Genomic DNA, 24,291 nt, shown 5'->3' on the forward strand with positions numbered 1-24,291 from the left:
GCACCGCACGACGCGGTGCCCGGCTCGGTCAACGGCTCGACGCCTCGACGTCCGCGAGCGCTTCGGCGATGATCTCGCTCCTCGCCGGAACCCTCATGATTCCGCGCTCGGCTCATCGCCACCCGCGTCGAAGCGGAACGGCGGGTAGTCGTCGGTCATCAACGCCGCATAGGCACCCACACGCAGAGCCCAGCGGTTCATGCCCAGCACGAAGTCGAAGAGCCCCTTGGGATAGCGGCCGGTGAACAACAGCGCGATCCCCGCCACGAGCACCATCAGGCCGATGAGCCCGCCGGTGGAGTTCCGCACCGACTCGTGCACGACATAGCTGCCCCCGCCGACGAACACGGCGACGATCAGGTAGTGCGGGATGGCGAGCAGCCACCACTTCACCAGCACCAGCCCGCGCGACAGGTGCTCGGGGTAGGCGATGTCGAGCGTCGCCGGGTAGTCCGGTTCAGCGCCGAGGCTGAACGGCGGATACCGGTCTGTGGCCAGCGCACCGTAGCTGTAGCAGGAGACACGCCACGTCCAGCGCAGCACGCCGAGGTTGAAGTCGAACAGGATGCGGGGATAGCGGCCGGTGAACAGGATCGCGAAGAACGCGATCACGCTCACCACCACGAACCCCAGCCACAGGAACGCGAGCACCACGTAGTGCGGGATCGCGAGGAACCACTTCAGCAGCCATAGCCAGCGACTCAGATCTGGTTCGAGCCGCGCATGCACGTGCACCGGATAACCGGCGGTAGCGGTAGTCATCGTTGCCTCCTTCAACGTCCACCCTCACGCGCGCACGCGAGCACCGTCAGTACCCCGCGGCCCTGCGCCGATGAGCACAAGTGCCCTGTCGAGACCGAGCATCCGGCTAGATCGTGTTGGTATGGAAGAGATTCTCGTCGCGTACGCGACCAAGATGGGTTCCACCAGGGAAATCGCCGAGGCGATCGCTGAGCGCATCCGCTCGGCCGCCCACGAGGTGACCGTCCAGGAGGCCGCATTGGTCCAGTCGGTCGCGCCCTACAAGGCGATAGTGGTGGGCAGCGCCCTCTACGCCGGACGGTGGCACCGGGAAGCTGTGAAGCTGCTGAAGCGCAACGAGGAGCTGCTCTCCAGGCGACCGGTGTGGCTGTTCCACAGCGGTCCGCTCGGCGCGGAACTGACCCCGCAGAGGGCGCCAAAGGTGGTGCGGGAACTCGCCGCCCGCATCGGCGCGGACGAGCCCGTCACGTTCGGTGGCAGGCTCACCCCCGAGACCGCGGTCGGCTTCATCGCCAAGAAGATGGCGCGCGGCGAGATGGCCGGTGACTTCCGCGACTGGGACAAGATCGCCCTCTGGGCGAACATGATCGCCGAGCGGTTGGTCGCGGCGCGCTGACGGCGTCAGTTGTGCATCTTGAGCAACTGGCGGTGCAGGTGATCGCGGACCCCGTCGATCGCCTCGGTCGCCGTGCCCGCCTCGGCCTGCGCGACCACTGATGTGCCGTTCACGTCGAGGTTCGCGTGCACGGCCACCGTGCGCGGGCTCGAGTGCGAGACCCGGACATGTGCGTAGGCGGTCTGTTCAGGTGCGAACCGGCCGAGCGACGCGATCTTGTCGTGCGCGTACTGCCTGGCGTCCTGCGGTGTCTGGTCGTCGGCGTCGATGACGACGTTGGCGATTTCCGTTGCTCCGGCGTGCTTCATCTGTCCTCCTGGAAGTCTGCACGCACTCTCGCTCGAAGTGATCACAGCCGGGCAGGGCCGAAAGAGCGCGGCGAAGCGGGACCTGTGGCCCGGTTCCGGTACGCGCACGGCCCTGGTTCGTGATCGATCCGCTGAGCACCGTGGAGGTATAACCCCGAGCAGAGGAGCGGGACACGATGCACCCCGACCCGTCGCTGGCCGTGGCCTTCAGTTCGATGTTCAGCCGACGTCTCTGCGCCGCAGCGCCATCAGCCCTGCGCCGGTGAGCAGGAGCGTGCTCACCGCAAGCCAGGCCATCGGCATCGCGGCGAAGGTTCCACCTGGCAGATGTGGCACGTGCGTGAACGGTGAGAGGTCCATCAGCCACTGGTCGAGCTTCAGCACCGGACCGAGGTCTCCGAGCAGCAGGAACACCGCCAGCACAGCCCACCCCGCCCCCGCGAGTGCCCGCGCGGCACCGAACAACACGACCGCCACGCCGGTCAGCACCCACGCGGCGGGCACTTCCACCACCGCGCCGGCGAAGACCCGGCCGACCTGCGTCGCGTCACCTGTCCGCACCGCGTGCACCACACCGGCGGCCAGCCCGGCACCGACCAGCAGGAGCGCGGTTCCGGTGAGCGCGACGCTGACGTGGCTCATCACCCAGCGGGCCCGGCTCACACCCGCCACGAGCACGGGATCCGCTCGGTGGTCGGACTCCTCGGCGTGCAGCCGCATCGCCGCCTGCACTCCGTAGCCGGCCGCGACCACGCCCAGCAACCCGAACATGGCAGCGAACACCGCGTCCGTCAGACCCTCGACACCGCCGAGCGCACGGAACATCTCCTGGGACTCGGCGCTGCCGACCATGTCTCCGATGCTGCCCGCCACGCTGCCCACCAGCAGGCCGTACAGCACGAACCCGATCGTCCAGCCGATCAAGGAACCTCGCTGCAGCCGCCAAGCCAACGAGAACGGACCTCGCAGCCACCGCGAGGCGCCGGCGGGCCCGAGCCGGTCGGGCAACATGCCCGCGCCGTGGTCGCGCCGCGCGACCAAGAGATACGCCACCGCGGCGACGACCGCCGCGAGCGCCAGCGCGATCCCTGCGATCCACCACCGATCACCCTCGTACGGCCGAAGCTGCTGCGCCCAGGCGAGCGGCGAGAGCCAGGACAGCCACCTCGGGCCGGTCACGTCCCCCACCGCGCGCAGCAGGAAGGCAAGGCCCAGCACGGCCAGCGCGAGTCCGGTCGCCGCGCGCTTGCTCGCCACCAACTGCACCGTCACGGCAGCAACGCACGCGAACACGAGCCCGACGCACACCCAGGCCAGTCCGAACGCCAGCGAGCCCGCAACAGGCAGTCCGGCCAACGCCACGGCGATCCCGGTCACGAGCCCCAGCACCACGTCCGCCCCGATCGCGACCGACAGCGCGGCCGTCAGCGGCGCCCACCGGCCGACCACGCCGGATCCCACGAGTTCGAGCCTGCCCGCGTCCTCCTCGGCGCGCGTGTGCCGGACCACCACGATGATCGAGAAGATCGCGACGAGAACCGAACCGCTTCCCATCGCCTTGAGCATCGCCAAGGCGCCGAGCGACGTCGGGTCGAAGATCCGGCCGTACACCGCGACCAGCGCCGGCGTGCCGTTCATCAGCGACGCCGCCTGCACGATCGACGCGACCGTCGGGAACAGGTCCTTCGTCGCAGCCGCCGACGTCACGGCCATCATCAAGAACGCCGTGATCCACACTGGCAGCAGCACGCGGTCGCGTCGCAACGCAAGCCGCACCAACACCCCGGTGCCCGTGAGCGCGTTCATCGCTTCACCTCGTACTGGCGCAGGAACAGCTGCTCGAGCGTCGGCGGCCGGCACTCCAGCGTGCGCACACCGAGCACGCTGAACGCGCGGAGCACGGCATCGAGCTGTTCGGCGTCGACCTGACAGCGCAGGCGCGTGCCGGTGACCTCCGGCTCGTGCACGCCCGGCATCGACACCAGGCCGTTCGGCGGGCTCACGAGATCGACGTCGATGGACGTCCGGGTGAGGTGCCTCAGCTCCACCAGCGACCCGCTCTCGACGAGCTTGCCGTTGCGGATGATGCTGACCCGGTCGCAGACCTTCTCCACCTCGGCGAGCACATGGCTGCTCAGCAGCACCGTGCGTCCCTCGGCGCGCACCTCCTCGACGCAGTTCTCGAACACAGCCTGCATCAAGGGATCCAGGCCTGCGGTCGGTTCGTCGAGCAACAACAACTCGGCGTCGCCAGCGAGCGCGGCGATCAACGCGACCTTCTGACGGTTGCCCGACGAGTAGGCGCGGCTCTTCTTCGTGGGATCGAACTCGAACCGTTCGATCAGCGCGCGCTTGCGCCCGACGTCGATCCCGCCCCGCAACCTGCCGAGCAGGTCGATGACCTCGCCGCCGGTCAGGTTGGGCCACAAGGTGACGTCGCCCGGCACGTAGGCCAGCCGCCGGTGCAGGGTGGCCAGGTCGCGCCACGGATCCCCGCCGAGCAGCTCGACCTCCCCGCCGTCTGTGCGAAGCAGGCCCAGCAACACCCGCAGAGCTGTCGTCTTGCCCGCGCCGTTGGGCCCGAGCAGCCCATGCACCTCCCCGGCGCGCACGGTCAGGTCCAGTCCGTCCAATGCGGTGGTCCGGCCGAACGCCTTGCACACGCCGGACATGGCGATGGCTGTAGTCATGATTCTGAAGCTAGGCATGCGTTGCGCCGCGGTAGAGGGGCTTGCGACACCACCGCGCGCGATCCAAGGTCCCTGTCCGCTCCAAGCTGTTCGGCAGAAGCTGACGCCGAGCCGGGGAGTGATGATGAAGCAAGACTCTCGTGGTGTTGTGGACTCGGCTGCTCAAGCTGGCCAAGAACGCCTGGTTCGTCGGCGCTCACCACGCCGCCTTCATCGGGCGGGCTCCGCGTGCTCACGGTCGTCGACCGGGATCACGACGATCGGAGCGTGCGCGTGGCGGACGCAGTGCATGCTGGTCGAGCCGAGCACGATCTGACGCAGCCGGTGCCCTGTGTGCGACGCGACCACGAGCATCGCGGCGCCCTCCGACACCCGCTCCAGCACCTCGGCCGCATTGCCCCGCCTGCTCTCCCGGACGATCACAGGCAATTCCGCGCGTCCCGCCGAAGCGGTCTGCACCGCGTACTCGACGAGCGCCTCCGACTCGGCCTGCGCCTGCTGTGCGGTCGTCTCCGTCCAGTCGGCGAGCGCCTCGTGGGCCCAGGCGTTCACGACGTGCAACGGGCAACCACGCACCACAGCCTCGTCCAACGCCCAATGAAGAGCCCGGCTCGATGCCGGTGTCCCGTCGATGCCCACCACGATCGGCTTCGTTGTCGTGCTCATGGCCCTGTCTCCTCGTGTCGGTTGTCAGCTGGTCCGCAACTGCCGCAGGAATGGATCGTTGTGTGAGGCCGGGGTGACGCGCACCCGTGCGTCCACGACCACGCAGCCCGTGTCCGAGACGAGCAGCGGGTTGATGTCGAGTTCGACGACCTCTGGCAAGGAGGCGGCGAGTTCCGCGACGCGCAGCAACACTTCACGCACGGCCGGCTCGTTCGTACCCGCCAGGGCGGAACCTGCCGCGCGGAAGCCGTGCAACAGATCGTCGGCGTCCACTGTGGACAACGGGGCGAGCGCGGCCGCGCGGTCGTTGACCAGGTCGGTGTCCACGCCGCCGAGCCCGGTGACCACGAGCGGCCCGAACTTCTCGTCGGCCGCGACACCCACCAGCAACTCGCGGCCGCCAGAGGCCATCGGCTGTACGAACACGCCGCGCAAACGGTCTCCGAATCGCTGCTGGAACGCGCGGAAGGCCGCCGCTACCCCGCCTGCATCAGCGATCCCCAACTCGACGCCGCCGCCCTTGCTCTTGTGCAGCAGATCGTCGGCCACCGCCTTGAGCGCCACCGGACTGTCGTAAGCCTGTTGTGCCGCGATGGCGTGCTCGGCGTTCGTGGCCAGCGTCCCGCCGAGCACGGGCAGTCCGAACGCCTTGAGCAGCTTCACCACCTCGTCCGGGGCGAGCCAACCGTCCTCTCTCCCGCCTACGATCGCCTGCGCCGCAGGCAGATCGATTCGGTCGAGTTCGGGGAACTCTCTCGGCCGCGCCAGCCAGTCCGCACGCTCAGCGAGCCGCGCCAGAGCCGCTGCGGCCCGCGCGGGTTCGGCATAGCAGGGCACATTGTCCGCGAGCCGTTCCGTCTGACCTGTGCGCACGGCGAGGATCGGCTTGCCGTTGAGGCGGTGTACACCTGCTGTCGGGTCACCGAGCGCGGTCGGCACCGTCACCGTGATCACCGCGTCGACCGCCGGGTCGACGGCGATCACGTCCAGGCAACGAGCGAACGTCGCCTCGTCCACGACGGCGGTGGTGTCGACCGGGTTGTGCACGCTCGCGGTCACTGGCACCAACGTCCGCAGCGCCTCGACCGTGTCAGCGGAGAGTTCCGCCATCTTCAGCCCTTCGCGCTCGCAGGCATCCGCGGCCAGTACGCCCAGGCCGCCCGCGTTGCTCAGCACAGCGACCGACCGTCCGCTCGGGACCGGTTGCCAGCTCAGCGCCATCACCGCGTCGGTCAGTTCCGGGACGCTGTCGACCGCGATCACGCCGGCCTGACGGAACAACGCGTCCCTGGTCACCGACGGTGTGGCGGTCGAGGCGGTGTGCGACGCGGCGGCGCGTTGCCCGGCCTCGCTGGTGGCGGACCGGATCGCGAGCACCGGCTTGTGCCGGGCGACTCGGCGGGCCAGGCGGGAGAACTTGTGCGGGTTGCCGAAGGACTCCAGGTACAGCACCACGATGCGGGTCTGCGGGTCCTGCTCCCACCACATCAGCAGGTCGTTGCTGCTGATGTCGAGCTTGTCGCCGGTCGAGACCAGGTTCGACAGCCCGAGACCGAGCCGCCGCAGCTCCTCCTGCACGCCGATCGCGATCCCGCCGGACTGCGTGACCAGCCCGATGTCGCCGGCGAGGGTGCTGTGGGCGGAGAACGTCGCGTTCATTCGCACACCGGGCGAACTCGTCGACACGCCGAGACAGTTCGGGCCGACCAGCCGCATGTCATGGGCCCGTACGGCGTTCATGAGTTCTTCGGCGTCCACGCCTGACGAGATGACGACCAGCGCGCGAACACCCCGACGGCCGCACTCCTCTGCGACTGTGGGAACGGCCTTCGCCGGCACGCACAGCACGGCGAGCTCGGGCACTTCCGGCAGTTCGCTCACCGACGCGTAGCAGTCGACGTTCGCGACCGACTTCGCATGCGGGTTCACCGCGTACAGGTCGCCGGTGAAGTTCGCCGCCACCAGGTTGCGCAGCAGGGCGTTGCCCACCGAGTCCGGCGAGCGGCCGGCGCCGACGACCGCGATCGAACCAGGGCGCAGCACGTGGGTCAGGCTCGCGACATCGGCGGCTGTCTCCCGTTCCGCCACGGCGTCGAGGTAGTACTCGCCGGGATCGAGTCCGAGCTCGACGTGAACGACGTCGCCATCAGGCGTGACCGTCCAGACGAATCCCATGCTCGTGAACACTCGCAACATCCGGAAGTTCATCGTGAGCACTTCCGCGGTGAACACGTGCACGCCTTGTCTGCGGGCCAGCGAGGACAGGTGTTCGAGCAGCAGGGTGCCGACACCGTAGGCCTGCTCGGTGTGGGACACGACCAGCGCGACCTCGGCACTCCTCGGGTCGTCGACCACGACGTAGCTCGCCGCACCGATCAACCGATCGCCGTGCAGCGCGCCGATCACGACGTGCTGCGGCTCGTCCGGTGACACCATCCGCTGCACGAAGTCCTCGAGCTGCCGTGGCGACGTGCTGAAGAACCTCAGGTACTGGTCCTCGATCGGCAGCGAGTGGTGCAACCGCAGCAACTCCGACACGTCCGAGGGCCCCAGCTCGCGGACGGTGACGACCGTGCCATCGATGAGCAGGGATCGGCTGTTCACAGCAGTGGTCCCGGAGTGAGCGGCACGACCGGCTTGATCGACGAAGGCTCCGGCTCGGCCTTCGCCTCGCGGATCACGACCACCGGACATGACGCGTGGCGCACGCAGTACGCGCTGACCGAGCCCAGGATCGCCTCGGCGATCAGCCCGTGCCCCCGGTTGCCGACGACGAGCAGGTCGGCCTCCTGGGACGCCTCCGTGAGCACGGTCCTCGGGTCGCCCTCGACGAGCACCCGGCGGATCTCCGCGCCTTCCAGCCCGTTGACAGCCTCTTCGAGCATGGCGTCGTGGCCTGCCTGAATCGCCTCGCGGGTGAGCTGCATGCCCACCTCGGCGGTCAGCGCACCGATGACGATGCCGCTGTCCGACCGCCACACAGCGATCGCGTCGACCCGGCAACCACGCCGTTGTGCTTCACCCACCGCCCATCGCAGCGCGGCTCGTGCAGCAGGTGACCCGTCCACGCCGACCGCGATGGGCCGGGACTCGTTCTCGCTCATGCACTTCAGCCTCGCCAACCACGCGGTGACCAGTGAGTGGCTGCGGTCCCGCACGGCGTGGGACTTTCGTCCTCGCCCTACCAGGCCATGCCAAGCGCCACCACGGCGACGACTGGTGCCAGCCACGCACCGAGCCGCAGCGCGAACCGCGGCCCGCCGGTCACCGCGGCCACGATGAGCTTCACGACGGTGTTCGTGGCCAGCGCGGCACCAACCGCCAGCACGGCGATGTGCAGCGGAATCGACTGCGGGGCAAGAGAAGCTGCCGCGATCGCGGCGGCGTGCGCATCCGCGAGTCCACCAAGTGCGCCGGCCGCGACCACTCCCCCGCCACCAAGCCAGTCCGCGGCCGCGCGGGTGGCGACGAGGAACAGCACGAGGATCGCCGCGAGTGCGACCGCTGCCCGCAACGACATGGGCCTGCCCGCGTCGAGCTCCTCCTCGGCCGGGCCCGGTCTGGTGCGCCACACCAACCAGGCCACCTCGATGGCGAGCACAGCGGCACCCGCGCCCACAGCGGGCAGCAACCTCAGAGCGACCGGCGGGCTCGCGATGGTGGTGACGGCGACGATCTGCACGAGAGTCGCGAGGTTCACCGCCACCGCGCCGGGAAACACCTCCGCACCGACAGCGCGGTACTTGCGTCCCATCACCGCCGTGGTCGCCGAGCCCGACACGAAACCGCCGGCGAACCCGGCGACCAGCAGCCCCCAACGCTCTCCGAACGCCCGCGCGGCGACGTAACCGGCCCAGCCGATCACCGTGACCGCGACGACCAGCCACCACACCCGCGCCGGGTTCAGCACCCCGTACGGCCCGAGCGGCCTGTTGGGCAGCAACGGAAGCACGACGAACGCCACCACGAACAGGACCATCGCGTCACGCACGTCCTGGTCGCTGACCACCTTGCGGGCGAACCGGTGCAGCGGCCGTTTCGCGGCAAGAAGCACCGCCACGACGACACCGGCGGGCACCGCCAGTTCAGGTCGTTGCCACGCGAGCGCGCCCAGCAGGAACGCGATCACCGCGGCGATCTCCGTCGTCGCGCCGGGTTCGGCGGTGCGGAGATACCAGGCGATCACGAGCGCGGCCACCGCTCCGAGCGCGACGCCCATCGCCATCGGCGACAACGCGGCACTCACCGCTCCGGCCAGCGCGATCAGTGGAAACGTCCGCGAGCCTGCGGGCCGGATCGAGTCCTCCGCGTTGTCGTGCTCACGCTCCACACCCAGCAGCAGCCCGATGGCGAGCGCGGTCGCGAGATGGATCAGTGCGGTGGTGGTGTCCACCTGGTCACCCGGCACGCAGGCGGGCGGCCTCGTCCTCAGCCGTGATCACGTGCGCGTCCGGCCCGGGAAACACCAGGCCCTCGTGCCCGGTGTCCAGCCACCGCACCACGTACGGCGGTGTGCCGTCCTCGTGCCGCAACGCCACGATCTGCCCACGCCGCCCACCGCGGTCGACGACCGCGCCTTTCACGACCAGCCAGTCGTTCACCTTCGCCTTCATGGCATCGCCCTTCCGCTCGGTGCCCCAGCGTTCCTCCGGGAAGCCGGGGTGAGCAGTGCGAATGGTCTCGGCCGGCTCGTGACGTTCGTCCCTGCCGGCAGCCCGCTCCTCGCGCGACGCTCGTCACGAGTGATGGAGGTAGCGATGAGGACACCTGTGATCCTGGTGGGCGTCGACGGTTCCCCCGAGTCGCGCGCGGCTTTGCGGTGGGCGCTGGAAGAAGCACCGCACCGCGGGGCCCGAGTGGAGGCGATGCTGGTTCACCAGCAGGAGCCCGCGTTCGTGCCGGCCACGTCGATGGGCTTCAACCCGCACGGCGAGATGCCGCAGCGGCATCCGGCCCGCGAACTCCACGACGCCGTGCAGCACGTCCGCGCGACCATGCCCGACGCCCCGGACGTCACTGAAACCGTCGTGGTGGGTGACGCGGCGGACCACTTGGCCGCCGCGTCCAAGCACGCTGAACTGATCGTGATCGGAAATCGGGGTCGCGGAAGAGTGGCGGAATTCGTTTCGACTGGCGTTACCGCGGATTGTGTCCGCCACGCGACTTGCCCCGTTGTCGTGATTCCGTCGAAGAGGCGCAGCTAGAGGCCCGACCAGACGAGATCAGACGGCCGCAGTTTGGCCTGGACCATTCAGGCCGAACACAAGCAGAGCGCGCTGGGATGACATGCGGTAACGCCTGAGCCGATGCGAACGACATCAGCTGGATCGCAGGGTTGCCCTCACCTGCGGTGAACGGTCGCCCATCCGGAGACCGGGGACACTCCAAGCCGGAGCCAGTTGCTCACCCAGAGTGACTTTATGTCCATTCGCCGCGAATTTCATACTCAAATTGGCCACTACTTGTCCATTCCCCAGCCCGGACAAGGTTGTCGAAGCAAGCCGTATAAGCGTTCGCTTTTCTTTCCGACCGACAATGGACCGATAGTCCCGGCATACCGTCGCGCTCAATCGCCTGACCGCTCGGCGCCCATTTCAAACCGCTCACCGGACAGAGGCGATCCAATGGTCAAGAGCATCCGTTGGACTCAGTCATGCTTGATCGGGTCACGAGGCGCACAGCCCCGTGACACACAAACGCGACCCCCTGTTGGAGCAGGAGGCCGCGTGAAGTTCCACCGGCAAGACCCTGGCCTGACAACCAGAAACAGTCGGAGGAGCGCGCGCTGAGTCTAGGGCTTCGCGTGTGCGCAGACCTAATCACGATCAGGTGACGTTGCCGCTCAAACGTTCGACGTCTCCTGTTGTCCACAGAGGACCGTTGCAGGCCTGCCGCACGAGCGTCCGTCGGCGTGCGTTCCCCCGGCGCACAGCCAGATTCGGCGCGACGACGATGCATCCGCTGTCACCACCTGCTCGTCGTCCATGGACGATTGGACGTTCTTCCCTTGGCAAGGCAGCCAAATCCCACCGCGGTGACCACGGTCTACCGCTTCCCCGCGAGCCAGCAGCGCCTCAACGACTACCTGAAGAAGGTCGAGGGCGTCGAGCTGAAGGTCGACGGCGAACTGACGGTCGCGGGCACGCGCACCTACGTCGTCGCCGGCGTGCGGGAGAACGAAGATCCCCACTGGGTCAGGCACTTCACTCAGGTCACCAGCCTGGACGTCGACCTGACCTCCACATCTCCGTTCGCGCTCATCGTCGTCGAGATCGACGAGAAGTGGGTCTGCGCGGTCACGTGGGGCACGTCGGGCAGACACCTGCTCGACGACCTGCTGCTCGATGACGACTTCGGTCTCGACTTCGGCATCCGGCGCATCGATCCCGCGAAGCTCAAGCTCGTGCGGAGCAACCTGCTCGACGTGTCGGCGCGCGGCATGGAGATCAGCTTTCCGTCCGGCAGCGCGCTGTCGGGGTTCCCGCTCGAGCCCGCGGGCGAGCTGGTCAGCGGTATCGAGGGGCCGGCGGACATGACCGGCCTGACCTACGCGACCGCCACCGACGGCAAGTCCTGGCAGATCAGGGCGGGTCGGTCGTTGAGCATCCAGCTGGGCCGGTCGCCCGAGGACTTCATCGCCGATCTGCGCATCATCTGCGCCATCGCCGACGAGGACGTCAGCGGTGCGCCCTTGCGGCGCATGGCCGAGGTCCGCCCGGTCAGCGACAACGACGCGATGATGTCCGAACTGGAGTCCCGGCTCGCCGCCGCGCTGGGCGGCGACCCGCAGCACGGGCCGCTGGGCCTGTGCTGGCCCTCGTCGGCGCTGGGTGAGATCGGCCAGGCGAACTCATACGTCACCAGTCGCATCGGCAGGATCGACGTGCGCGTGCTCGACCCCGCGTTCGAGGTCGAGGAACTGGTGGAACCGTTCGCGCACCTCAACACGGGCGAACGCGTCACCTGCCTGCGCGACGCGGAACTCACACCGTGCGCGGACGAATTGGGCACGGATCCGCTCACCCGGTCGATCCCGATGATCAAGTGGATCGCCTTCGAGACACCGGTCAACGGCAGGACGTACTGCCTGCACCAGGGCAAGTGGTACGAGATCGGCAAGGAGGCGGTCGACCGCGTCCGCGCCCAGGTCGCCGAACTGCTGCAGAACAAGAGCGCGCTCTCGTTCCCGCTCTGGCGGCCGTCCGGGAAGCAGACGGACGAGCACGACTACGCCGCGAAGGAGGTGGCGAAGCAGCCCGGTTATCTGTGCCTGGACAGCAACTTCGCCCGCACGCCCATGCACCCACGGTTCGAGCTCGCCGACGTCATCGGGCCGGGTGACGAGATCGTGCACATCAAGTGGCTAGCCCGTGCCACGGCCGCGAGCCACCTGTACACGCAGGCGCAGGCCTCGGCGTGGGCTCAGCGGTTCGAGCCGGAAGCCATGCAGCAGCTCCAGGACAAGGTCCGCGTGATCGATCCGAACCGGGTGATCACCGACCGGCCGAAGGTCGTCGTTCTCGCCATCGCCGGACGGCAGTGGCACGTGGACGAGCTGTTCTCGCTGTCGCAGGTGAGCTTGCTGCGGCTGAGTCAGGAACTGCGCAACCTCGGCGTGGAGCTGCAGTTCGCCGACATCCCCTTCGTGCCGAAGCAGAAGGGGAGGTCGGCGGGCAACGCAGCCTAGTCTGGGCGCACGATGGCCAACGGGCACGGCGAGTTGTAGACGAGTGCCTGACTCGTCGAGCCGAGCAACATCCCGGCGAACCCGCCGTGCCCGTGGCTGCCCACCACCAGAAGCTGCGCCTCAGAGCCGTACCGCATCAACGCCCGCACCGGCCGGTCCCGGACTACGACCCGGTGCACCTGCACATCCGGGTACTTGTCCTGGAACCCGGCAAGTCGCTCGGCGAGCAGTCGCTGCTCCGCCTCCTCCACCTGGCCCCAGTCCACGGTGAACCGGGAGGCGGTGTAGGCGCTCTCGATCATGAAGTCGTGCCAGCACATGACCACGGTGAGCGGGGCATCGCGCATCGATGCGGTCTCGAAGGCGAATGCGAGGGCGGCTTCGCTCGTCGGCGAGCCGTCGACACCGACCACGACAGGTCCGGTGGGGAACTCAGTCCCGCGCACGACGACCAGCGGGCACTTGCCGTGCGATGCCATGGCGATCGCAGTAGAACCAACCAACAGGCCCGTGATGTTGCCGAGACCCTGGGAGCCGAGCACCATCAACCGCGCGTTGCGCGACTCCTCGATCAGCATGGTGATCACACCGTCGCAACGCAGCTCAGTCGTGATCTCAACCTCGGACGCCACGCCCCTGGCCACCGCAGCGGCGTCGCTCAGCCATCCCCCGGCCTGTTCCTCAATCGCGCGCCGGATCTCCTGGCCTGTCAAGATGATCTCCGGATAACCGCGCAGTGGCAGGGAGTACGCGTGCACCAGGCGCAGCGGCGCGTGGTGGCGGGCGCATTCGGCAGCGGCCCACTTCACCGCGAACAGCGCCGACGAAGAACCGTCGACACCGACCACGACCGGGGCAGCAGGACCCTTCATCACTTTCCTCCTGTCAGCACACGCACACGGAGCACGCCGGCAACCGAGCCGGCGAGGGCGGTGAGCACGCGTTCGGTGTCCTCGTCGGGTTTCTCCGCGCCGATGACGGCCTCGCCGTCGCGAACGACGACTGTCCACTTGCGACCGCCGCCGTAGAGGTCGAGCACGCGCTGCACCTCGGCCGACACGGTGGTGTCCGCTCGAGCGAGAACGCGCACGAGGTCGCGCCGTGTCACCACACCGGCGACCTGCGAGCCGTCCAGGATCGGAACGCACCGCACTCGCTCGTCGAGCATCACCCGCGCGATCACCTCGGCCCAAGCATCGACGTCCAGCGCGAACGCGGGCGCGGTCATCACCTCGGCCACCTTGCTGCCACGGGACTCGTCGACGTACCCGTTGCGCAGCAGGTCCGCCTCCGTGACGATGCCGACGAGCCGCTTGTCGTCGTCGACCACCGGCAACGCGGTGAACCCGTGCGACACGAGCAAAGCCGCGGCCCCGCGCACGGGCACCTCCGGCTTCACCGTGATGGCCGGACTGGTCATGATGTCGCGAGCACGCATGGCGCGCCTCCCTTCCTCACTCGAAGCTAGGAGCTGGTCACACCGGCGGACGCGGCCACAGGTCCCGCACCGTCCGGGTCCTTGGCACCCACCAGCAACAGGGCCTGCGGGAAACCCGCGAGCTCGTGATTCTCGATCAGACCCGCACGCCACTCGGGCCGGTGCAACAGGTGCACGACCGGACGAACCCGCACGCCGGCCGAACGGCCCTCCAGCACAGCCGCCTGCAACGCCGCTCCACCCCGCACGTGGTCCTGACGCCGGTCGCCGACCGTGACCACGACCAGCGTGCGGTCGGAGACCGGATGCAACTCGGTGCCGGCCCAGTGGTTGGCCGCCACCAGGTCGCGGGCCAGGCCGTCACCGTGGGCCGCGGCAGCGCGGACGGCGCGATGAGAGTCGATCTCCTTCTGCGTCGGTGGTTGCCTGCGGTCCGCCTTGACGATCGCGATCAGGTCCGGGTTCGCGTGGTCGGAGGGGAACACGACCTTCATGTGCCAGCCGAGCATCCGGCCGGCGAGCACGACGTGCTCGAGTGCGGCGCCGCAGGTGAGCAGTCGGTCCATGCCGAGCGGGTCGTGCGACGACTTGTGCGCCACCTCGTAGAGGTAGACCGAACGGCCGTGCAGCTCCAGCACCCAGGGGCGACCAGGGCTGTAGACGGGCGCTTCCCGCGCTGTATCCACGATTTCCGCCGACTCTGCGTTGCTCCACCTCATACCCCGACGATCCAGCCCACGGCACCGCCTCGGACAGAGCGGAGGTGCTCGCCACGCTCGGGCCCTTGGACTCTGCGTCCGGGCGGGCGAGGCGTACCAACCTGGAGTCTCTGAAGGAGGCGCGATGAGCACCGCCAAGAAGTGGACCATCGAGATCCACATCGACGAGCACGAGGCCAAGACCCGTGCGGAAGCCCGTCTGCACACCGCGGACCCGACGCACCTCGTCGGCGTCGGCTACGCGCGGCTCAACCCGAAGGACACCGACATCCCGGAGATCGGCGACGAACTCGCCGCGTCACGTGCGCTGACGGACCTCGCGCACCAACTGCTCGACGCGGCCGCGAGCGACCTCGAAGGCGTCACGCACACGCCTGCACAACTGACCGAGTGAGGAGGAAGCCATGTACCCGTACTACGGAGGGTCGATGGGCTGGGGCGGCATCGTGATGATGACGCTGGGCATGATCGTGTTCTGGAGCACGCTGGGCGTGGTCGCCATCGTGCTGCTGCGCAGGGCCGAGGCGGCACGCCACGACGGCTCCGCACTGCGCATCCTGCAGGAGCGGCTGGCCAAGGGTGAGATCGACACCGAGGAGTTCGATCGCGTCCGCAAGACCATGCTCGCTCGTTGATCAGAGTCTTCGGACCTTGCGCTAGGCCATCCGGCCGGAGGATGGTTCACCTGAGCAAATCGACGAGAGGTGGGCGCGGTGGTCGCGAGAGTCTTCCTGGTGGACGACCACGAGGTGGTCCGCGTCGGCATCAGGGAGCTGCTCAGCGCCTCGCCCGACCTGGAGGTCGTGGGCGAGGCGGGTTCCGTCACCGAGGCGTTGACGATGGTGCCCGCCGTGGACCCGGACGTGGCGGTGCTGGACGTGCGGCTGCCCGACGGCAACGGCATCGAGCTGTGCCGCGAGCTGATGTCCCGGATGCCGGACCTCAAGTGCCTGATGCTCACGTCGTTCACCGACGACGAGGCGCTGTTCGACGCGATCATGGCCGGCGCGTCCGGGTTCGTGCTCAAGCGCATCCTCGGCACCGACCTCACCGCGGCGGTGAAGACCGTCGCGGCCGGACAGTCCCTTTTGGACGCCCGATCGACGGCCGCGCTGCTCAACCGCATCCGCCGCGAACGAGAGCAGGGCGACCCCGTGCGCGCGCTCACCGAGCAGGAACGGACCGTGTTCGACCACATCGGCGACGGCCTGACGAACCGGCAGATCGCGGACAAGATGTTCCTCGCGGAGAAGACCGTGAAGAACTACGTCTCGCACCTGCTCGCCAAACTCGGCCTCGAACGCCGCACCCAGGCCGCCGTACTGGCCTCACAGCTGCGCAAACCCACCCGTGACCACGAAACCGGCTAGTCCAGCGGGACCCGCCACGTCACCCGCGTACCACCACCGGGCTCCTCGCCGACGGTGAGCGCGCCGTTCAGCTCGACCGCGCGCTGCTCGAGATTGCGCAGACCGCTGCGGGCGACATCAGGCGGCATGCCCAGGCCGTTGTCGACCATCGAGATGACCAACGTGTCGCCCGCCTCGATGGTGAGCGTCAGTTCCGTGGCGTGTGCGTGGCGCAGCGCGTTGCTCACGGTCTCGCGCACCACCGCCTCGGCGTGGTCCCCGATGTAGCCGGGCACGAGGCTGTCGATGGTGCCCGACATCCGCACCGCCGGACTCAGTTCGCCGTCCTCGGTGAGCTCGGCGACGACGTTGAGCAGTCTGCGCCGCAGACCGGTGTCACCGGAGTCCGCCTGCAGGTCGAAGATCGACGTGCGGATCTCGAGCACGGTCTGGTCGAGCTGGTCCACCGCCTTCGTCACCCGCCGACGCGCCTCCGGGTGAGTCACCCACGTCAGCGCGCCCTGCAGGCTCATGCCGGTGGCGAACAACCGCTGGATCACGTGATCGTGCAGGTCGCGGGCGATCCGGTCGCGGTCCTCCAGCACGTCCACCAGGCGCTTGGCGCTCTGGTTCTCCGCGAACTCGATCGCGACCACCGCCTGGTCGGCGAACGAGGCCAGCAGCGGCATCAGGTCCGCGCCGAACGGGGCGGAGTCCTTGTCTCGAGTAGCCAGCAGCACCCCTGTCACAGTGGTGCCCGCGCGCAGCGGGAGCGCGACCGCAGGCCCCACCTGCGTGGACAGTTCCCCGAACTGCCCGTCGACGCTTTCGATCATCGACGGCGCGCCGGTCTCCAGCACCTGCACGAGCAGCGGAGCGTCAGCCGGGAACTCCAGGGGAGCCGACTGGTCGCCCGCCTGAGCGAACTTGACGAGTCCACCTCCGCCGGCCAGCAGCACTGACGCCCACGTGGCCGACGCGAGTTCGACGGACCTCTGGACGATGAGCTGGACCGCGTCCTCCGCCGACGCCCCGCCGAGGAGCTGAGCGTTGATCTCCGCGGTCGCCTCGAGCCACCGCTCACGCATCCGCGACCGTTCGAACAGGCGGGCGTTCTCCACCGCGACACCGGCCGCGGCGGCCAGCGCCTCCAGCACGACCTCGTCGTCGGCGGTGAAATTGCCGCCGCCGATCTTCTCCGTCATGTACAGGTTGCCGAACACTTCGTCGCGCACCCGCACCGGAGCACCGAGGAAGCTGTGCATCGGCGGATGATTGGCCGGGAAGCCGACCGACGCCACGTGCTCGCTCAGGTCGTGCAGCCGGATGGTTCTGGGGTCCTTGATGAGCAGCCCGAGCAGACCCTTGCCCTCCGGCAGGTGTCCCATGTGGGCTCGGGTCTCGGGATCGATGCCGACGTGGACGAACTGCGACAGGTTGTGCCGCGAACCAAGCACACCCAGCGCGCCGTAGCGGGCTCCCACGAGCTCCACCGCGGCCTGCACGATGCGCTGCAGCGTGGAGTCCAGCTCCAGGCCCGCGCCGACGGCGAGCACCGCGTCGAGCAGGCTCTGCATCTTGTCCCTGGTCGAGCCGATCTCGGCAAGCCGCTCGCGCATCTCGTCGAGCAGGTCGTCCAGGCGCAGCCCACCGAGGAGGCTCTGCGACGGTCTGTCCACGGGATCCGGCATGGATCAAGACTTCCACGCGCACCGGGCAACGCCAAGTGATCCCGGTGAGTTCGGGACCTTCGACGGTGGGACCTCCCTGCCACGGCTCACAAGGTGGAACGACAACACGTTCTGGTGAGCAACACGATGGGGTGAAAGGCAATGGCCGAGGTGACCGCAGCACTGGGACTGGGGCATGAACAAATCGAACAGGTGCTCAGGACCGCTTCGCTCGCACCGTCCGTGCACAACACCCAGCCCTGGCGTTTCCGCGTACGACCCGATCGCATAGAGCTGCACCCCGATCCCGAGCGCAGGCTGGCAGCCACCGATCCGGATGACCGCGAACTGCGTCTGTCGTGCGGTGCGGCGCTGTTCAACCTGAGACTTGCGTTGCAGGGTCTCGGCGTGCGCCCGCTCGTGTCGATGCTGCCCGGTCAGGACGCGCCAGGAGCACTCGCGATCATCCGCCGGGGCGGCACGATCAAGAACGACCAGGAGAACCGCGCCCTGCTCGACGCGGTGCCACGCCGCCGCACCAACCGCCGGCCGTTCCTCGAAGCCGCTGTCGACCCCGGGCAACGCCACGCACTGGTCAGAGCGGCCGAGTTGGAACGCTCGTGGCTGCACGTCATCACCACGCCAGAAGAACGCTCCCGGCTCAGGAAGTTCGTCCAGCAGGCACACCAGATCCAGCTGTCCGACGAGGGCGTGCAGGCGGAGCTCGCGGCGTTCACCGGTCACCGGCCCGACGCTGTGGACGGCATCCCACCGACGTCAGCAGGCACGCGCCCAGAACCGCAGGACGAATGGACGTTCCGCGACTTCCAGGGCGGCGAACGCCATCCCGGCAAGGACTACGAGTCCGACCCGCTCGTCGTGGTCCTCTGCTCGCACTACGAGGGCTCGCTCGGCGAACTGCAAGCCGGCCAGGCGATGCAGCGCGTCCTGCTCACGGCCACCACGCTCGGGCTGTCCGCGTCGTTCCTGTCCCAGCCGGTGGAGGTGCGCGCCGTCCGCGAGGACCTGCGGCGTGCACTGGGTGGCCTGCTCGTGCCCCAGACGGTGCTGCGGCTCGGGTTCAGCACACCGGTCCCGCCCACACCGCGACGCCCGCTGTCCGAACTGCTGGTGAAGCCGAACGAACACGCCGAACGCTAGACCTGCACGCGCTCGCCGCCAGTGGGTCCACGGCGATCCACCGTGCTCGGGCTCCAGCCGCCGCGACGGCGCTGCCGAAGGAGCACCCCCGCAGCGGGCAGCGGGCCCTGGAGCCGCGGGACTTTGGTCCTGCGCGACTCGACTCCCCTCCGCCCTGTCCCGCGTGACCGCGGTACGCGATCGTCGAGGCATGGAACCAGTCGTGGTCATCGAAGACGGCACCGGACGAGACACCGACGCGCTGAGGTGGGCCACAACCTACGCTCAGCTCATCGACACCGGCCTGGAGATCCACAGCCCGCACGACGACTTCCGGGCGCAGCTCGTGGTCGTCGGCTACCGAGGCCACTCGAACTCGCCGCTCGGTCTGGGAGACCACGTGCTGCCGCTGCTGGCCAAGGCCCGTTGCGACACGGTCGTCGTGCGCGGCACGCCTTCCGCCGTCGGCGCCGAGCACCGCCGCATCACCGTGCTGGTGAGCGGCGGCACCGGTGACGACCACGTGCTGCAGCGCGCCGTCGACTTCGCCCGGCGACTGGGCACGTCTCTGCGGGTCCTGCACGCCGCACCGGTGCCCCCGGTCGGTACCGGGACAGAGGTGGACCACTCCGACGTGCTCGCTCGCGCAACGGCAGCGCTCGGCGGGATGCCACACAGCGCGGTACTTGTCCGCGTGCAACCGCACGAAGCGATCGCCCACTGCATCGACACCGACCTGATCGTCGTCGGCTCCGGCGAGTCACACGAGAACGGTGCCGTGACAAGGGCGGCGTTGCACCACGCGCCGTGCCCGGTTCTGGTCGTACACCAGCCTGTTCTGGAGGAAGTTCATGGTCACGACGCCATCCCCGCTCCTCGCCGATCGGTTCGCACCGAGGCCTGAGTTCGGCCGCACCGATCTGATCGTCGTCGACGCCGACCCTGCGACCGCCTGGAAGTCGTTGCGCGGCCTCGATCTCACCGAACTACGCGGTGGCCTCGCGGCGTTGGCAGTCTGGGTACGCGATGCCCCCGAACGGGTGCGCGGGCGTCCGGCCCGCACCCCCACCAGGCTGACGTGGAACGACCTGGACGCCGGCACCGACTGGATGATCCTCGGCGAGAATCCCGGTCAGGAGATCGTTCTCGGCGCGGTCGGCAAGTTCTGGCGGCCGGTGGTGAAGTGGATGCCGTGTGAGCCTCGTGACTTCCCGGACTTCGCCGAACCCGGCTACGGCAAGGTCGTGTGGTCGTTCACCGCACTCCCCTATGGCGACCGCCGCACCTTGTTCTCCTCCGAGATCCGCGTGACGCTGACCGACCCGCGCGCGTGGCTGAGTTTCCGCCGCTACTGGCGGATCAGCACACCCGCGATCGCCCTCATCGCACGTTCGGTGCTGCGGACGGCCAAGAACGACGCCGAGCGGCTCTGAGGTACGTCGTCGCGGGCATACCGGCGAACAACCGCAACTCCTGTGCCGGCGTCGTCGCCTCGTCGAGGAAGCGCAACGCCGGCTCCGCGGTGCGAAAGCGGAACAGAGCGCCGAAGGCGCGCTCCAGCTGAGCGGGTTCCTTCGTGATCACATCCAGCAAGACGCCGTCGAACATCCGGAACCGCGCGGGCGACACCGGTAGATCGAACGGATGTCCGTTGCGGCGCAGGGACTCGGCGATCGCCTCGCTGTCCCGCTGGATCCGCTGATAGGCGTAGCCCGTGGAAGCCTTGAGCAACCCCGCCTCGGCGCCGATCGTCAGCACGCCACCATGCCTTCGCGGTACCTGCCTGGAACACAGTGGAAGGGTGGCCTGCTCGTCTCGCTCGATCTCATGGCCACCGGTTCCGACGACCTCGGCGAGATACTCAGCGAGCGCTTCTTCTTGCGCTGCTGGGTCTTGCTCCGCGCCTGGCACCGTGAACGAGGTGTGCTCGACCAAGGCGTGATGTGCGTCGACGGGCAGCACGTAGACGAAACTCGCGCCGTTGACCTGTGATGTGCGGAAGTCGAACAACATCGGCGTCTCCGCGTCGAACGCGGCGCGTTCGCTGCGCACGTGCCAGCCCCGGAAGATCAAACGCGCATCCTCAGGTGCCGGCTCCGCGGTTCCGACCACGCTGTCGAACACCCACCTCGCCCGCATGTGCTGCCCGTCGACGATCACACCGCCGTCCTCGACGCGGTCCACGTGTCCACGATGGAAGGTGAAGTGCGGCAACGGATCGGTGAATCTCCGGACCACGGTCAGCAGGTCGTCTCCCCGGACTACCCGGTACCGGTAGTGCCCCAGTGGCAACACCGTCGTCCGCCCGCCGACATGCACCCTGACGCGGTCGAACCACCGCGACGCGGCGGCATCCAGCAGCCCTGGCCGGTCGCTCCAGGACGCCCAGGCCATGGCGCTGAGCGGACGGCTGCCGTCGTCGACCACGACCACTGGATGCCGGTGATCTGTCACCGCGAGTTGCGCGGCGAGACTGAGCCCGCTCACCCCTCCACCAGCGATCACAATGCGCGTCATGGCCACCACACTGGCCTGGCAGGCCTCTGTCGAACACGGCATTGCGCACCATCCAGATGAGGACGTTCGTCCCTGCGCTCAAAACAATCCGAGGCGCAACGTTGACGGATGACCACCACCGAACTGGCCACGCGCGGCATCTGGCAGTCCTGGTTCCGCTGGACGACGGCAGGCGAGTTCGCGGGCTTCCTGGCTCCGGCGCTAGTCGGCGCACTCACCTCGTCGGCGGAGCTGCTCGTCCTCGCCGGAGTCGTCGAGGGCGCCGTGCTCGGCGCGGCTCAGGCTGCCGTGCTTCGCCGGGTGTTGCGCGCACCTCAGTCGTGGGACTGGATCGGTGCCACCGCCATCGCGGCCGGTTTCGCCTGGGCCGTCGCGATGATCGCGGTGCACAACGGGGAACGGCTCAACTCGCTTCCACTGGTGGTGCTGCTCCCTCTCGCCGCGGTCGCGGGCACGGGCGTGCTGCTGTCGATCGGCGTCGCGCAGTGGTTCGTCCTGCGCGTCCACGTCCATCGATCACACATCTGGGTGTTGGCCAACGCGCTGGCCTGGAGCGTCGGCCTCGGCGTCTTCTTCGCAGTCGCCACGCCCTTGTGGCAAGCCGGTCAACCGCCCGCTCTCATCGCGCTCATCGGCGCGTTCGCCGGCCTGCTGATGGCCGCCACGATGGCCGCGATCACCGGTGCCGCGCTCGTCCACCTCGTGAAGAGAGGCTGATGTGAGCCCGAAGTCGCAAGTGACCGCCGTGCTGCTGAGCGCGTCGTTCCGTGGACACCGACGGTAACCGGTTTCGCGAAAACGGCCATATCGCCGTCGGCATGTTCGGAGTAGCTTTGCGGTGTGGCCGGGCACTCTCCCGGCCTCATCGGGTGTAGTCACGTTGGCCTGGCCCCCGCTGACGCGCGTGAGGGTTGACGGGACGTGAACCCATGCCGAAAACCTCCGGCACTGACGCTTCGGACCGCCTGCCGCAGGGTGAGTTCCGTCTGCCGTTCGCCGATCTCCCCCGCACAGAGCTGGAAAAGCTGCTCGACGAGGTGTCAGGGCGAGCGCAGGACGTACTCGCGACCCAGGGTCGACTGCGACACCTGCTGCACGCGCACGCGGTCGTCGCCAGCGAACTCAGTCTGCAGGCGGTGCTGCAACACATCGTGACCTCGGCACGAGAGCTGGTCGATGCGCGCTACGCCGCGTTGGGTGTGATCGGCGCCAACGGCATGCTCGACGAGTTCGTCCACGTCGGCATGGACGAGAACATCGTCGAGCGCATCGGGGAACTGCCGCACGGCCGAGGGATCCTGGGCCTGCTGATCAGTGAGCCGGCTCCCGTCCGGCTGACCGACCTCGCCGCGCATCCCGCCTCCGCCGGGTTTCCGCCCGATCACCCCGCCATGGACAGCTTTCTGGGCGTGCCGATCCGCATCCGCGATCGCGTCTTCGGCAACCTCTACCTCACCGGCAGCGCGAACGGCCAGTTCAGCGCCGAGGACGAACAGCTTGCCGTCGCGCTCGCCGCGACCGCGGGGGTCGCGATCGACAACGCCCGGCTCTACCAGGAGTCCGAACAACGCCACCGCTGGCTGACCGCCTCGACCGAGGTCACCCAGCGGCTGTTCGCCCGGCAGGACGAGAACCCCCTGGACCTGGTCCTGCGGACCGCCCAGCAGACCGCGTCCGCCGACGTCGCCACCCTGGCACTGGTCACCGAGACAGGGCGGTTGCAGATCACCGCCACCAGCGGCGGCCAGCATGGTCGAACGGGCATGGACGCAGATCTCGCCGTAGCCGAACAGGTCGCCCGGTGCGGCACTCCCCTGCTCATCCCAGCCCCCTCGGACGCAGCCGGCACCGAGCAGACCTCCCCGATCGGATCCGTCGTCGTGGTGCCGGTGCTGGCCGGCGACAGGATCATGGGCACTCTCAGCGTGGGTCGGCTGGCCGGGCAGCGGTCGTTCACCGACGCCGACATGAAGCATCTCGCCGGATTCGCCGGCCATGCGGGCGTGGCGATGGAACTCGACCGCTTGCACGCCGAACAGCAGATCCAGCACCTCACCGAGGACCACGACCGCATCGGCCTCGCGCTGAACGAGCACGTGATCCAGAAACTCTTCGCGGTCAGCCTAGGGCTGCAAGGCCTCGCCACAGCCGACAAACACCCCGCCTACCGGGATCGCGTCAACGGGTACATCGGCATCCTCGACGCCATGATCAGCCACATCCGCGCCGCCGTCTACAACGTCGACGTCGCCCCCGACTCGCATGGTTCCAGTCTCCAGCAACGAATCCTCGACACCATCGAGGAGTACACGCCCCCACTCGGTTTCCCCGTGGCGACCACCTTCACCGGCAAGCTCAGACGCGCCATCCCCGCTGGTTCCGTGGACGAGGTGGTCGCCGCTGTCCGTTTCGCGCTCGCGACCGTCGCCGGTCACGCCGACGCCACTCGCACCGAGCTCCGCGTCAGCATCAACGGCGATGTGATCACCGTCGAGAACATCGACGACGGCGCGAGTCCCTCGACACCCGATCCCACCGGCAACCTGAAGCAGAGCGTCACGCCTGACGGCGATACGTGCCTGACCTGGACCACTCACCTCCCGGCCTCACTTGAAGCCCGCACTGGCGCAGGCCACTGACAGCACAACTCTCCACTGTGGATTAAGGGGTTCTTCCACGCCAAGCCGAAACGTGTCCTGCCTGAATGAAACAGGCAGGACACGTTCAAC

The 24,291-nt window shown here is 68.5% G+C and carries 24 protein-coding genes and 1 pseudogene; 11 read left to right on the forward strand and 14 right to left on the reverse strand.

The window, feature by feature from the left end; translation table 11 throughout:
- Positions 1 to 105 precede the first annotated feature (105 nt).
- Positions 106 to 762 (reverse strand): annotated as a pseudogene (locus OG205_RS09605) (DUF4389 domain-containing protein); the annotation flags it as partial.
- Positions 763 to 883: 121 nt separating this feature from the next.
- Here OG205_RS09605 and OG205_RS09610 point away from each other — a divergent pair.
- Entirely contained in the window at positions 884 to 1,378 is a 495-nt protein-coding gene (locus OG205_RS09610) for a flavodoxin domain-containing protein (protein ID WP_319973737.1), read from the forward strand.
- Positions 1,379 to 1,383: 5 nt separating this feature from the next.
- Here OG205_RS09610 and OG205_RS09615 read toward each other — a convergent pair whose 3' ends face one another.
- The 8 genes from OG205_RS09615 to OG205_RS09650 all read right to left on the reverse strand — a co-directional run bounded on the left by OG205_RS09615 (position 1,384) and on the right by OG205_RS09650 (position 9,655).
- Positions 1,384 to 1,686 (reverse strand): HPF/RaiA family ribosome-associated protein, encoded by a 303-nt coding sequence (locus OG205_RS09615; RefSeq protein WP_330275892.1) that lies wholly within the window; start codon positions 1,684 to 1,686, stop codon positions 1,384 to 1,386.
- Between the two features lie 219 nt (positions 1,687 to 1,905).
- Positions 1,906 to 3,492 carry an ABC transporter permease gene (locus tag OG205_RS09620; RefSeq protein WP_330275893.1) on the reverse strand — a complete coding sequence of 529 codons (1,587 nt, stop codon included), beginning with the start codon at positions 3,490 to 3,492 and terminating at the stop codon, positions 1,906 to 1,908.
- Positions 3,489 to 4,376 (reverse strand): ABC transporter ATP-binding protein, encoded by an 888-nt coding sequence (locus OG205_RS09625; RefSeq protein ID WP_330275894.1) that lies wholly within the window; start codon positions 4,374 to 4,376, stop codon positions 3,489 to 3,491. The genes OG205_RS09620 and OG205_RS09625 overlap by 4 nt, the downstream gene beginning before the upstream one ends.
- 210 nt (positions 4,377 to 4,586) lie before the next feature.
- Positions 4,587 to 5,042 (reverse strand): universal stress protein, encoded by a 456-nt coding sequence (locus OG205_RS09630; RefSeq protein ID WP_319973741.1) that lies wholly within the window; start codon positions 5,040 to 5,042, stop codon positions 4,587 to 4,589.
- Between the two features lie 24 nt (positions 5,043 to 5,066).
- Positions 5,067 to 7,646 (reverse strand): bifunctional acetate--CoA ligase family protein/GNAT family N-acetyltransferase, encoded by a 2,580-nt coding sequence (locus OG205_RS09635; protein ID WP_330275895.1) that lies wholly within the window; start codon positions 7,644 to 7,646, stop codon positions 5,067 to 5,069.
- Complete coding sequence (locus tag OG205_RS09640; RefSeq protein WP_319973743.1) at positions 7,643 to 8,146, reverse strand: universal stress protein; 504 nt, start codon at positions 8,144 to 8,146, stop codon at positions 7,643 to 7,645. The genes OG205_RS09635 and OG205_RS09640 overlap by 4 nt, the downstream gene beginning before the upstream one ends.
- Before the next feature lie 77 nt (positions 8,147 to 8,223).
- Positions 8,224 to 9,435 (reverse strand): MgtC/SapB family protein, encoded by a 1,212-nt coding sequence (locus OG205_RS09645; protein WP_319973744.1) that lies wholly within the window; start codon positions 9,433 to 9,435, stop codon positions 8,224 to 8,226.
- A gap of 4 nt (positions 9,436 to 9,439) precedes the next feature.
- Positions 9,440 to 9,655 carry a DUF1918 domain-containing protein gene (locus OG205_RS09650; RefSeq protein WP_319973745.1) on the reverse strand — a complete coding sequence of 72 codons (216 nt, stop codon included), beginning with the start codon at positions 9,653 to 9,655 and terminating at the stop codon, positions 9,440 to 9,442.
- Between the two features lie 144 nt (positions 9,656 to 9,799).
- On the opposite strand from OG205_RS09650, the gene OG205_RS09655 reads away from it, so the two are divergent.
- Entirely contained in the window at positions 9,800 to 10,246 is a 447-nt protein-coding gene (locus OG205_RS09655) for a universal stress protein (protein ID WP_319973746.1), read from the forward strand.
- Positions 10,247 to 11,049: 803 nt separating this feature from the next.
- Positions 11,050 to 12,729, forward strand: a complete 1,680-nt coding sequence (locus OG205_RS09660; protein WP_319973747.1) for a TIGR04141 family sporadically distributed protein — start codon at positions 11,050 to 11,052, stop codon at positions 12,727 to 12,729.
- Here the strand turns inward: OG205_RS09660 and OG205_RS09665 are convergent.
- The 3 genes from OG205_RS09665 to OG205_RS09675 are packed head-to-tail and all read right to left on the reverse strand — an operon-like array spanning position 12,726 to position 14,886.
- Entirely contained in the window at positions 12,726 to 13,601 is an 876-nt protein-coding gene (locus OG205_RS09665; protein ID WP_319973748.1) for a universal stress protein, read from the reverse strand. The two genes, OG205_RS09660 and OG205_RS09665, sit on opposite strands and share 4 nt — an antisense overlap.
- On the reverse strand, positions 13,601 to 14,167 hold the full coding sequence (locus OG205_RS09670) for a CBS domain-containing protein (protein ID WP_319973749.1): 567 nt from the start codon (positions 14,165 to 14,167) through the stop codon (positions 13,601 to 13,603). The genes OG205_RS09665 and OG205_RS09670 overlap by 1 nt, the downstream gene beginning before the upstream one ends.
- A gap of 26 nt (positions 14,168 to 14,193) precedes the next feature.
- Positions 14,194 to 14,886: a hypothetical protein gene (locus OG205_RS09675; RefSeq protein ID WP_319973750.1), complete on the reverse strand. Its 693-nt coding sequence runs from the start codon at positions 14,884 to 14,886 to the stop codon at positions 14,194 to 14,196.
- 124 nt (positions 14,887 to 15,010) lie between these two features.
- Here OG205_RS09675 and OG205_RS09680 point away from each other — a divergent pair, with 124 nt between their 5' ends.
- From OG205_RS09680 to OG205_RS09690, 3 genes are all read left to right on the forward strand, one after another.
- A complete protein-coding gene (locus OG205_RS09680; protein WP_319973751.1) occupies positions 15,011 to 15,280 on the forward strand; it encodes a DUF1876 domain-containing protein in 270 nt (89 codons plus the stop codon).
- Between the two features lie 10 nt (positions 15,281 to 15,290).
- The gene (locus OG205_RS09685) at positions 15,291 to 15,521 is read left to right on the forward strand and encodes an SHOCT domain-containing protein (RefSeq protein WP_319973752.1); all 231 of its coding nucleotides are present in this window, start codon (positions 15,291 to 15,293) and stop codon (positions 15,519 to 15,521) included.
- A gap of 78 nt (positions 15,522 to 15,599) precedes the next feature.
- Positions 15,600 to 16,256 carry a response regulator transcription factor gene (locus OG205_RS09690; protein ID WP_330275896.1) on the forward strand — a complete coding sequence of 219 codons (657 nt, stop codon included), beginning with the start codon at positions 15,600 to 15,602 and terminating at the stop codon, positions 16,254 to 16,256.
- Here the strand turns inward: OG205_RS09690 and OG205_RS09695 are convergent.
- Positions 16,253 to 17,926 (reverse strand): sensor histidine kinase, encoded by a 1,674-nt coding sequence (locus OG205_RS09695; protein ID WP_330275897.1) that lies wholly within the window; start codon positions 17,924 to 17,926, stop codon positions 16,253 to 16,255. The two genes, OG205_RS09690 and OG205_RS09695, sit on opposite strands and share 4 nt — an antisense overlap.
- Positions 17,927 to 18,067: 141 nt before the next feature.
- On the opposite strand from OG205_RS09695, the gene OG205_RS09700 reads away from it, so the two are divergent.
- The 3 genes from OG205_RS09700 to OG205_RS09710 all read left to right on the forward strand — a co-directional run bounded on the left by OG205_RS09700 (position 18,068) and on the right by OG205_RS09710 (position 20,478).
- On the forward strand, positions 18,068 to 19,066 hold the full coding sequence (locus OG205_RS09700) for an Acg family FMN-binding oxidoreductase (RefSeq protein WP_330275898.1): 999 nt from the start codon (positions 18,068 to 18,070) through the stop codon (positions 19,064 to 19,066).
- Positions 19,067 to 19,256: 190 nt separating this feature from the next.
- Positions 19,257 to 19,949, forward strand: a complete 693-nt coding sequence (locus OG205_RS09705) for a universal stress protein (protein WP_330275899.1) — start codon at positions 19,257 to 19,259, stop codon at positions 19,947 to 19,949.
- Entirely contained in the window at positions 19,897 to 20,478 is a 582-nt protein-coding gene (locus OG205_RS09710; RefSeq protein WP_330275900.1) for a hypothetical protein, read from the forward strand. Before OG205_RS09705 ends, OG205_RS09710 begins: the two co-directional genes overlap by 53 nt.
- Here the strand turns inward: OG205_RS09710 and OG205_RS09715 are convergent.
- Positions 20,426 to 21,562 (reverse strand): lycopene cyclase family protein, encoded by a 1,137-nt coding sequence (locus OG205_RS09715; protein ID WP_330275901.1) that lies wholly within the window; start codon positions 21,560 to 21,562, stop codon positions 20,426 to 20,428. The genes OG205_RS09710 and OG205_RS09715 overlap by 53 nt on opposite strands.
- A 108-nt stretch (positions 21,563 to 21,670) precedes the next feature.
- On the opposite strand from OG205_RS09715, the gene OG205_RS09720 reads away from it, so the two are divergent.
- Together OG205_RS09720 and OG205_RS09725 are read left to right on the forward strand one after the other, a co-directional pair.
- Positions 21,671 to 22,279, forward strand: a complete 609-nt coding sequence (locus OG205_RS09720; RefSeq protein ID WP_330275902.1) for a hypothetical protein — start codon at positions 21,671 to 21,673, stop codon at positions 22,277 to 22,279.
- A gap of 212 nt (positions 22,280 to 22,491) precedes the next feature.
- Positions 22,492 to 24,201 (forward strand): GAF domain-containing protein, encoded by a 1,710-nt coding sequence (locus OG205_RS09725; protein ID WP_319973760.1) that lies wholly within the window; start codon positions 22,492 to 22,494, stop codon positions 24,199 to 24,201.
- The last annotated feature ends 90 nt before the right edge of the window (positions 24,202 to 24,291 follow it).

Origin of the sequence: Lentzea sp. NBC_00516, assembly GCF_036346835.1 — a bacterium.
GTDB lineage: Bacteria > Actinomycetota > Actinomycetes > Mycobacteriales > Pseudonocardiaceae > Lentzea > Lentzea sokolovensis.

Coding starts and splice junctions, on each gene's coding strand:
- OG205_RS09610 (WP_319973737.1), top strand. CDS start 884: ATGGAAGAGATTCTCGTCGCGTACGCGACCAAGATGGGTTCCACCAGG.
- OG205_RS09615 (WP_330275892.1), bottom strand. CDS start 1,686: ATGAAGCACGCCGGAGCAACGGAAATCGCCAACGTCGTCATCGACGCC.
- OG205_RS09620 (WP_330275893.1), bottom strand. CDS start 3,492: ATGAACGCGCTCACGGGCACCGGGGTGTTGGTGCGGCTTGCGTTGCGA.
- OG205_RS09625 (WP_330275894.1), bottom strand. CDS start 4,376: ATGACTACAGCCATCGCCATGTCCGGCGTGTGCAAGGCGTTCGGCCGG.
- OG205_RS09630 (WP_319973741.1), bottom strand. CDS start 5,042: ATGAGCACGACAACGAAGCCGATCGTGGTGGGCATCGACGGGACACCG.
- OG205_RS09640 (WP_319973743.1), bottom strand. CDS start 8,146: ATGAGCGAGAACGAGTCCCGGCCCATCGCGGTCGGCGTGGACGGGTCA.
- OG205_RS09650 (WP_319973745.1), bottom strand. CDS start 9,655: ATGAAGGCGAAGGTGAACGACTGGCTGGTCGTGAAAGGCGCGGTCGTC.
- OG205_RS09655 (WP_319973746.1), top strand. CDS start 9,800: ATGAGGACACCTGTGATCCTGGTGGGCGTCGACGGTTCCCCCGAGTCG.
- OG205_RS09665 (WP_319973748.1), bottom strand. CDS start 13,601: ATGAAGGGTCCTGCTGCCCCGGTCGTGGTCGGTGTCGACGGTTCTTCG.
- OG205_RS09670 (WP_319973749.1), bottom strand. CDS start 14,167: ATGCGTGCTCGCGACATCATGACCAGTCCGGCCATCACGGTGAAGCCG.
- OG205_RS09675 (WP_319973750.1), bottom strand. CDS start 14,886: ATGAGGTGGAGCAACGCAGAGTCGGCGGAAATCGTGGATACAGCGCGG.
- OG205_RS09680 (WP_319973751.1), top strand. CDS start 15,011: ATGAGCACCGCCAAGAAGTGGACCATCGAGATCCACATCGACGAGCAC.
- OG205_RS09685 (WP_319973752.1), top strand. CDS start 15,291: ATGTACCCGTACTACGGAGGGTCGATGGGCTGGGGCGGCATCGTGATG.
- OG205_RS09695 (WP_330275897.1), bottom strand. CDS start 17,926: ATGCCGGATCCCGTGGACAGACCGTCGCAGAGCCTCCTCGGTGGGCTG.
- OG205_RS09700 (WP_330275898.1), top strand. CDS start 18,068: ATGGCCGAGGTGACCGCAGCACTGGGACTGGGGCATGAACAAATCGAA.
- OG205_RS09705 (WP_330275899.1), top strand. CDS start 19,257: ATGGAACCAGTCGTGGTCATCGAAGACGGCACCGGACGAGACACCGAC.
- OG205_RS09710 (WP_330275900.1), top strand. CDS start 19,897: ATGGTCACGACGCCATCCCCGCTCCTCGCCGATCGGTTCGCACCGAGG.
- OG205_RS09715 (WP_330275901.1), bottom strand. CDS start 21,562: ATGACGCGCATTGTGATCGCTGGTGGAGGGGTGAGCGGGCTCAGTCTC.
- OG205_RS09720 (WP_330275902.1), top strand. CDS start 21,671: ATGACCACCACCGAACTGGCCACGCGCGGCATCTGGCAGTCCTGGTTC.
- OG205_RS09725 (WP_319973760.1), top strand. CDS start 22,492: ATGCCGAAAACCTCCGGCACTGACGCTTCGGACCGCCTGCCGCAGGGT.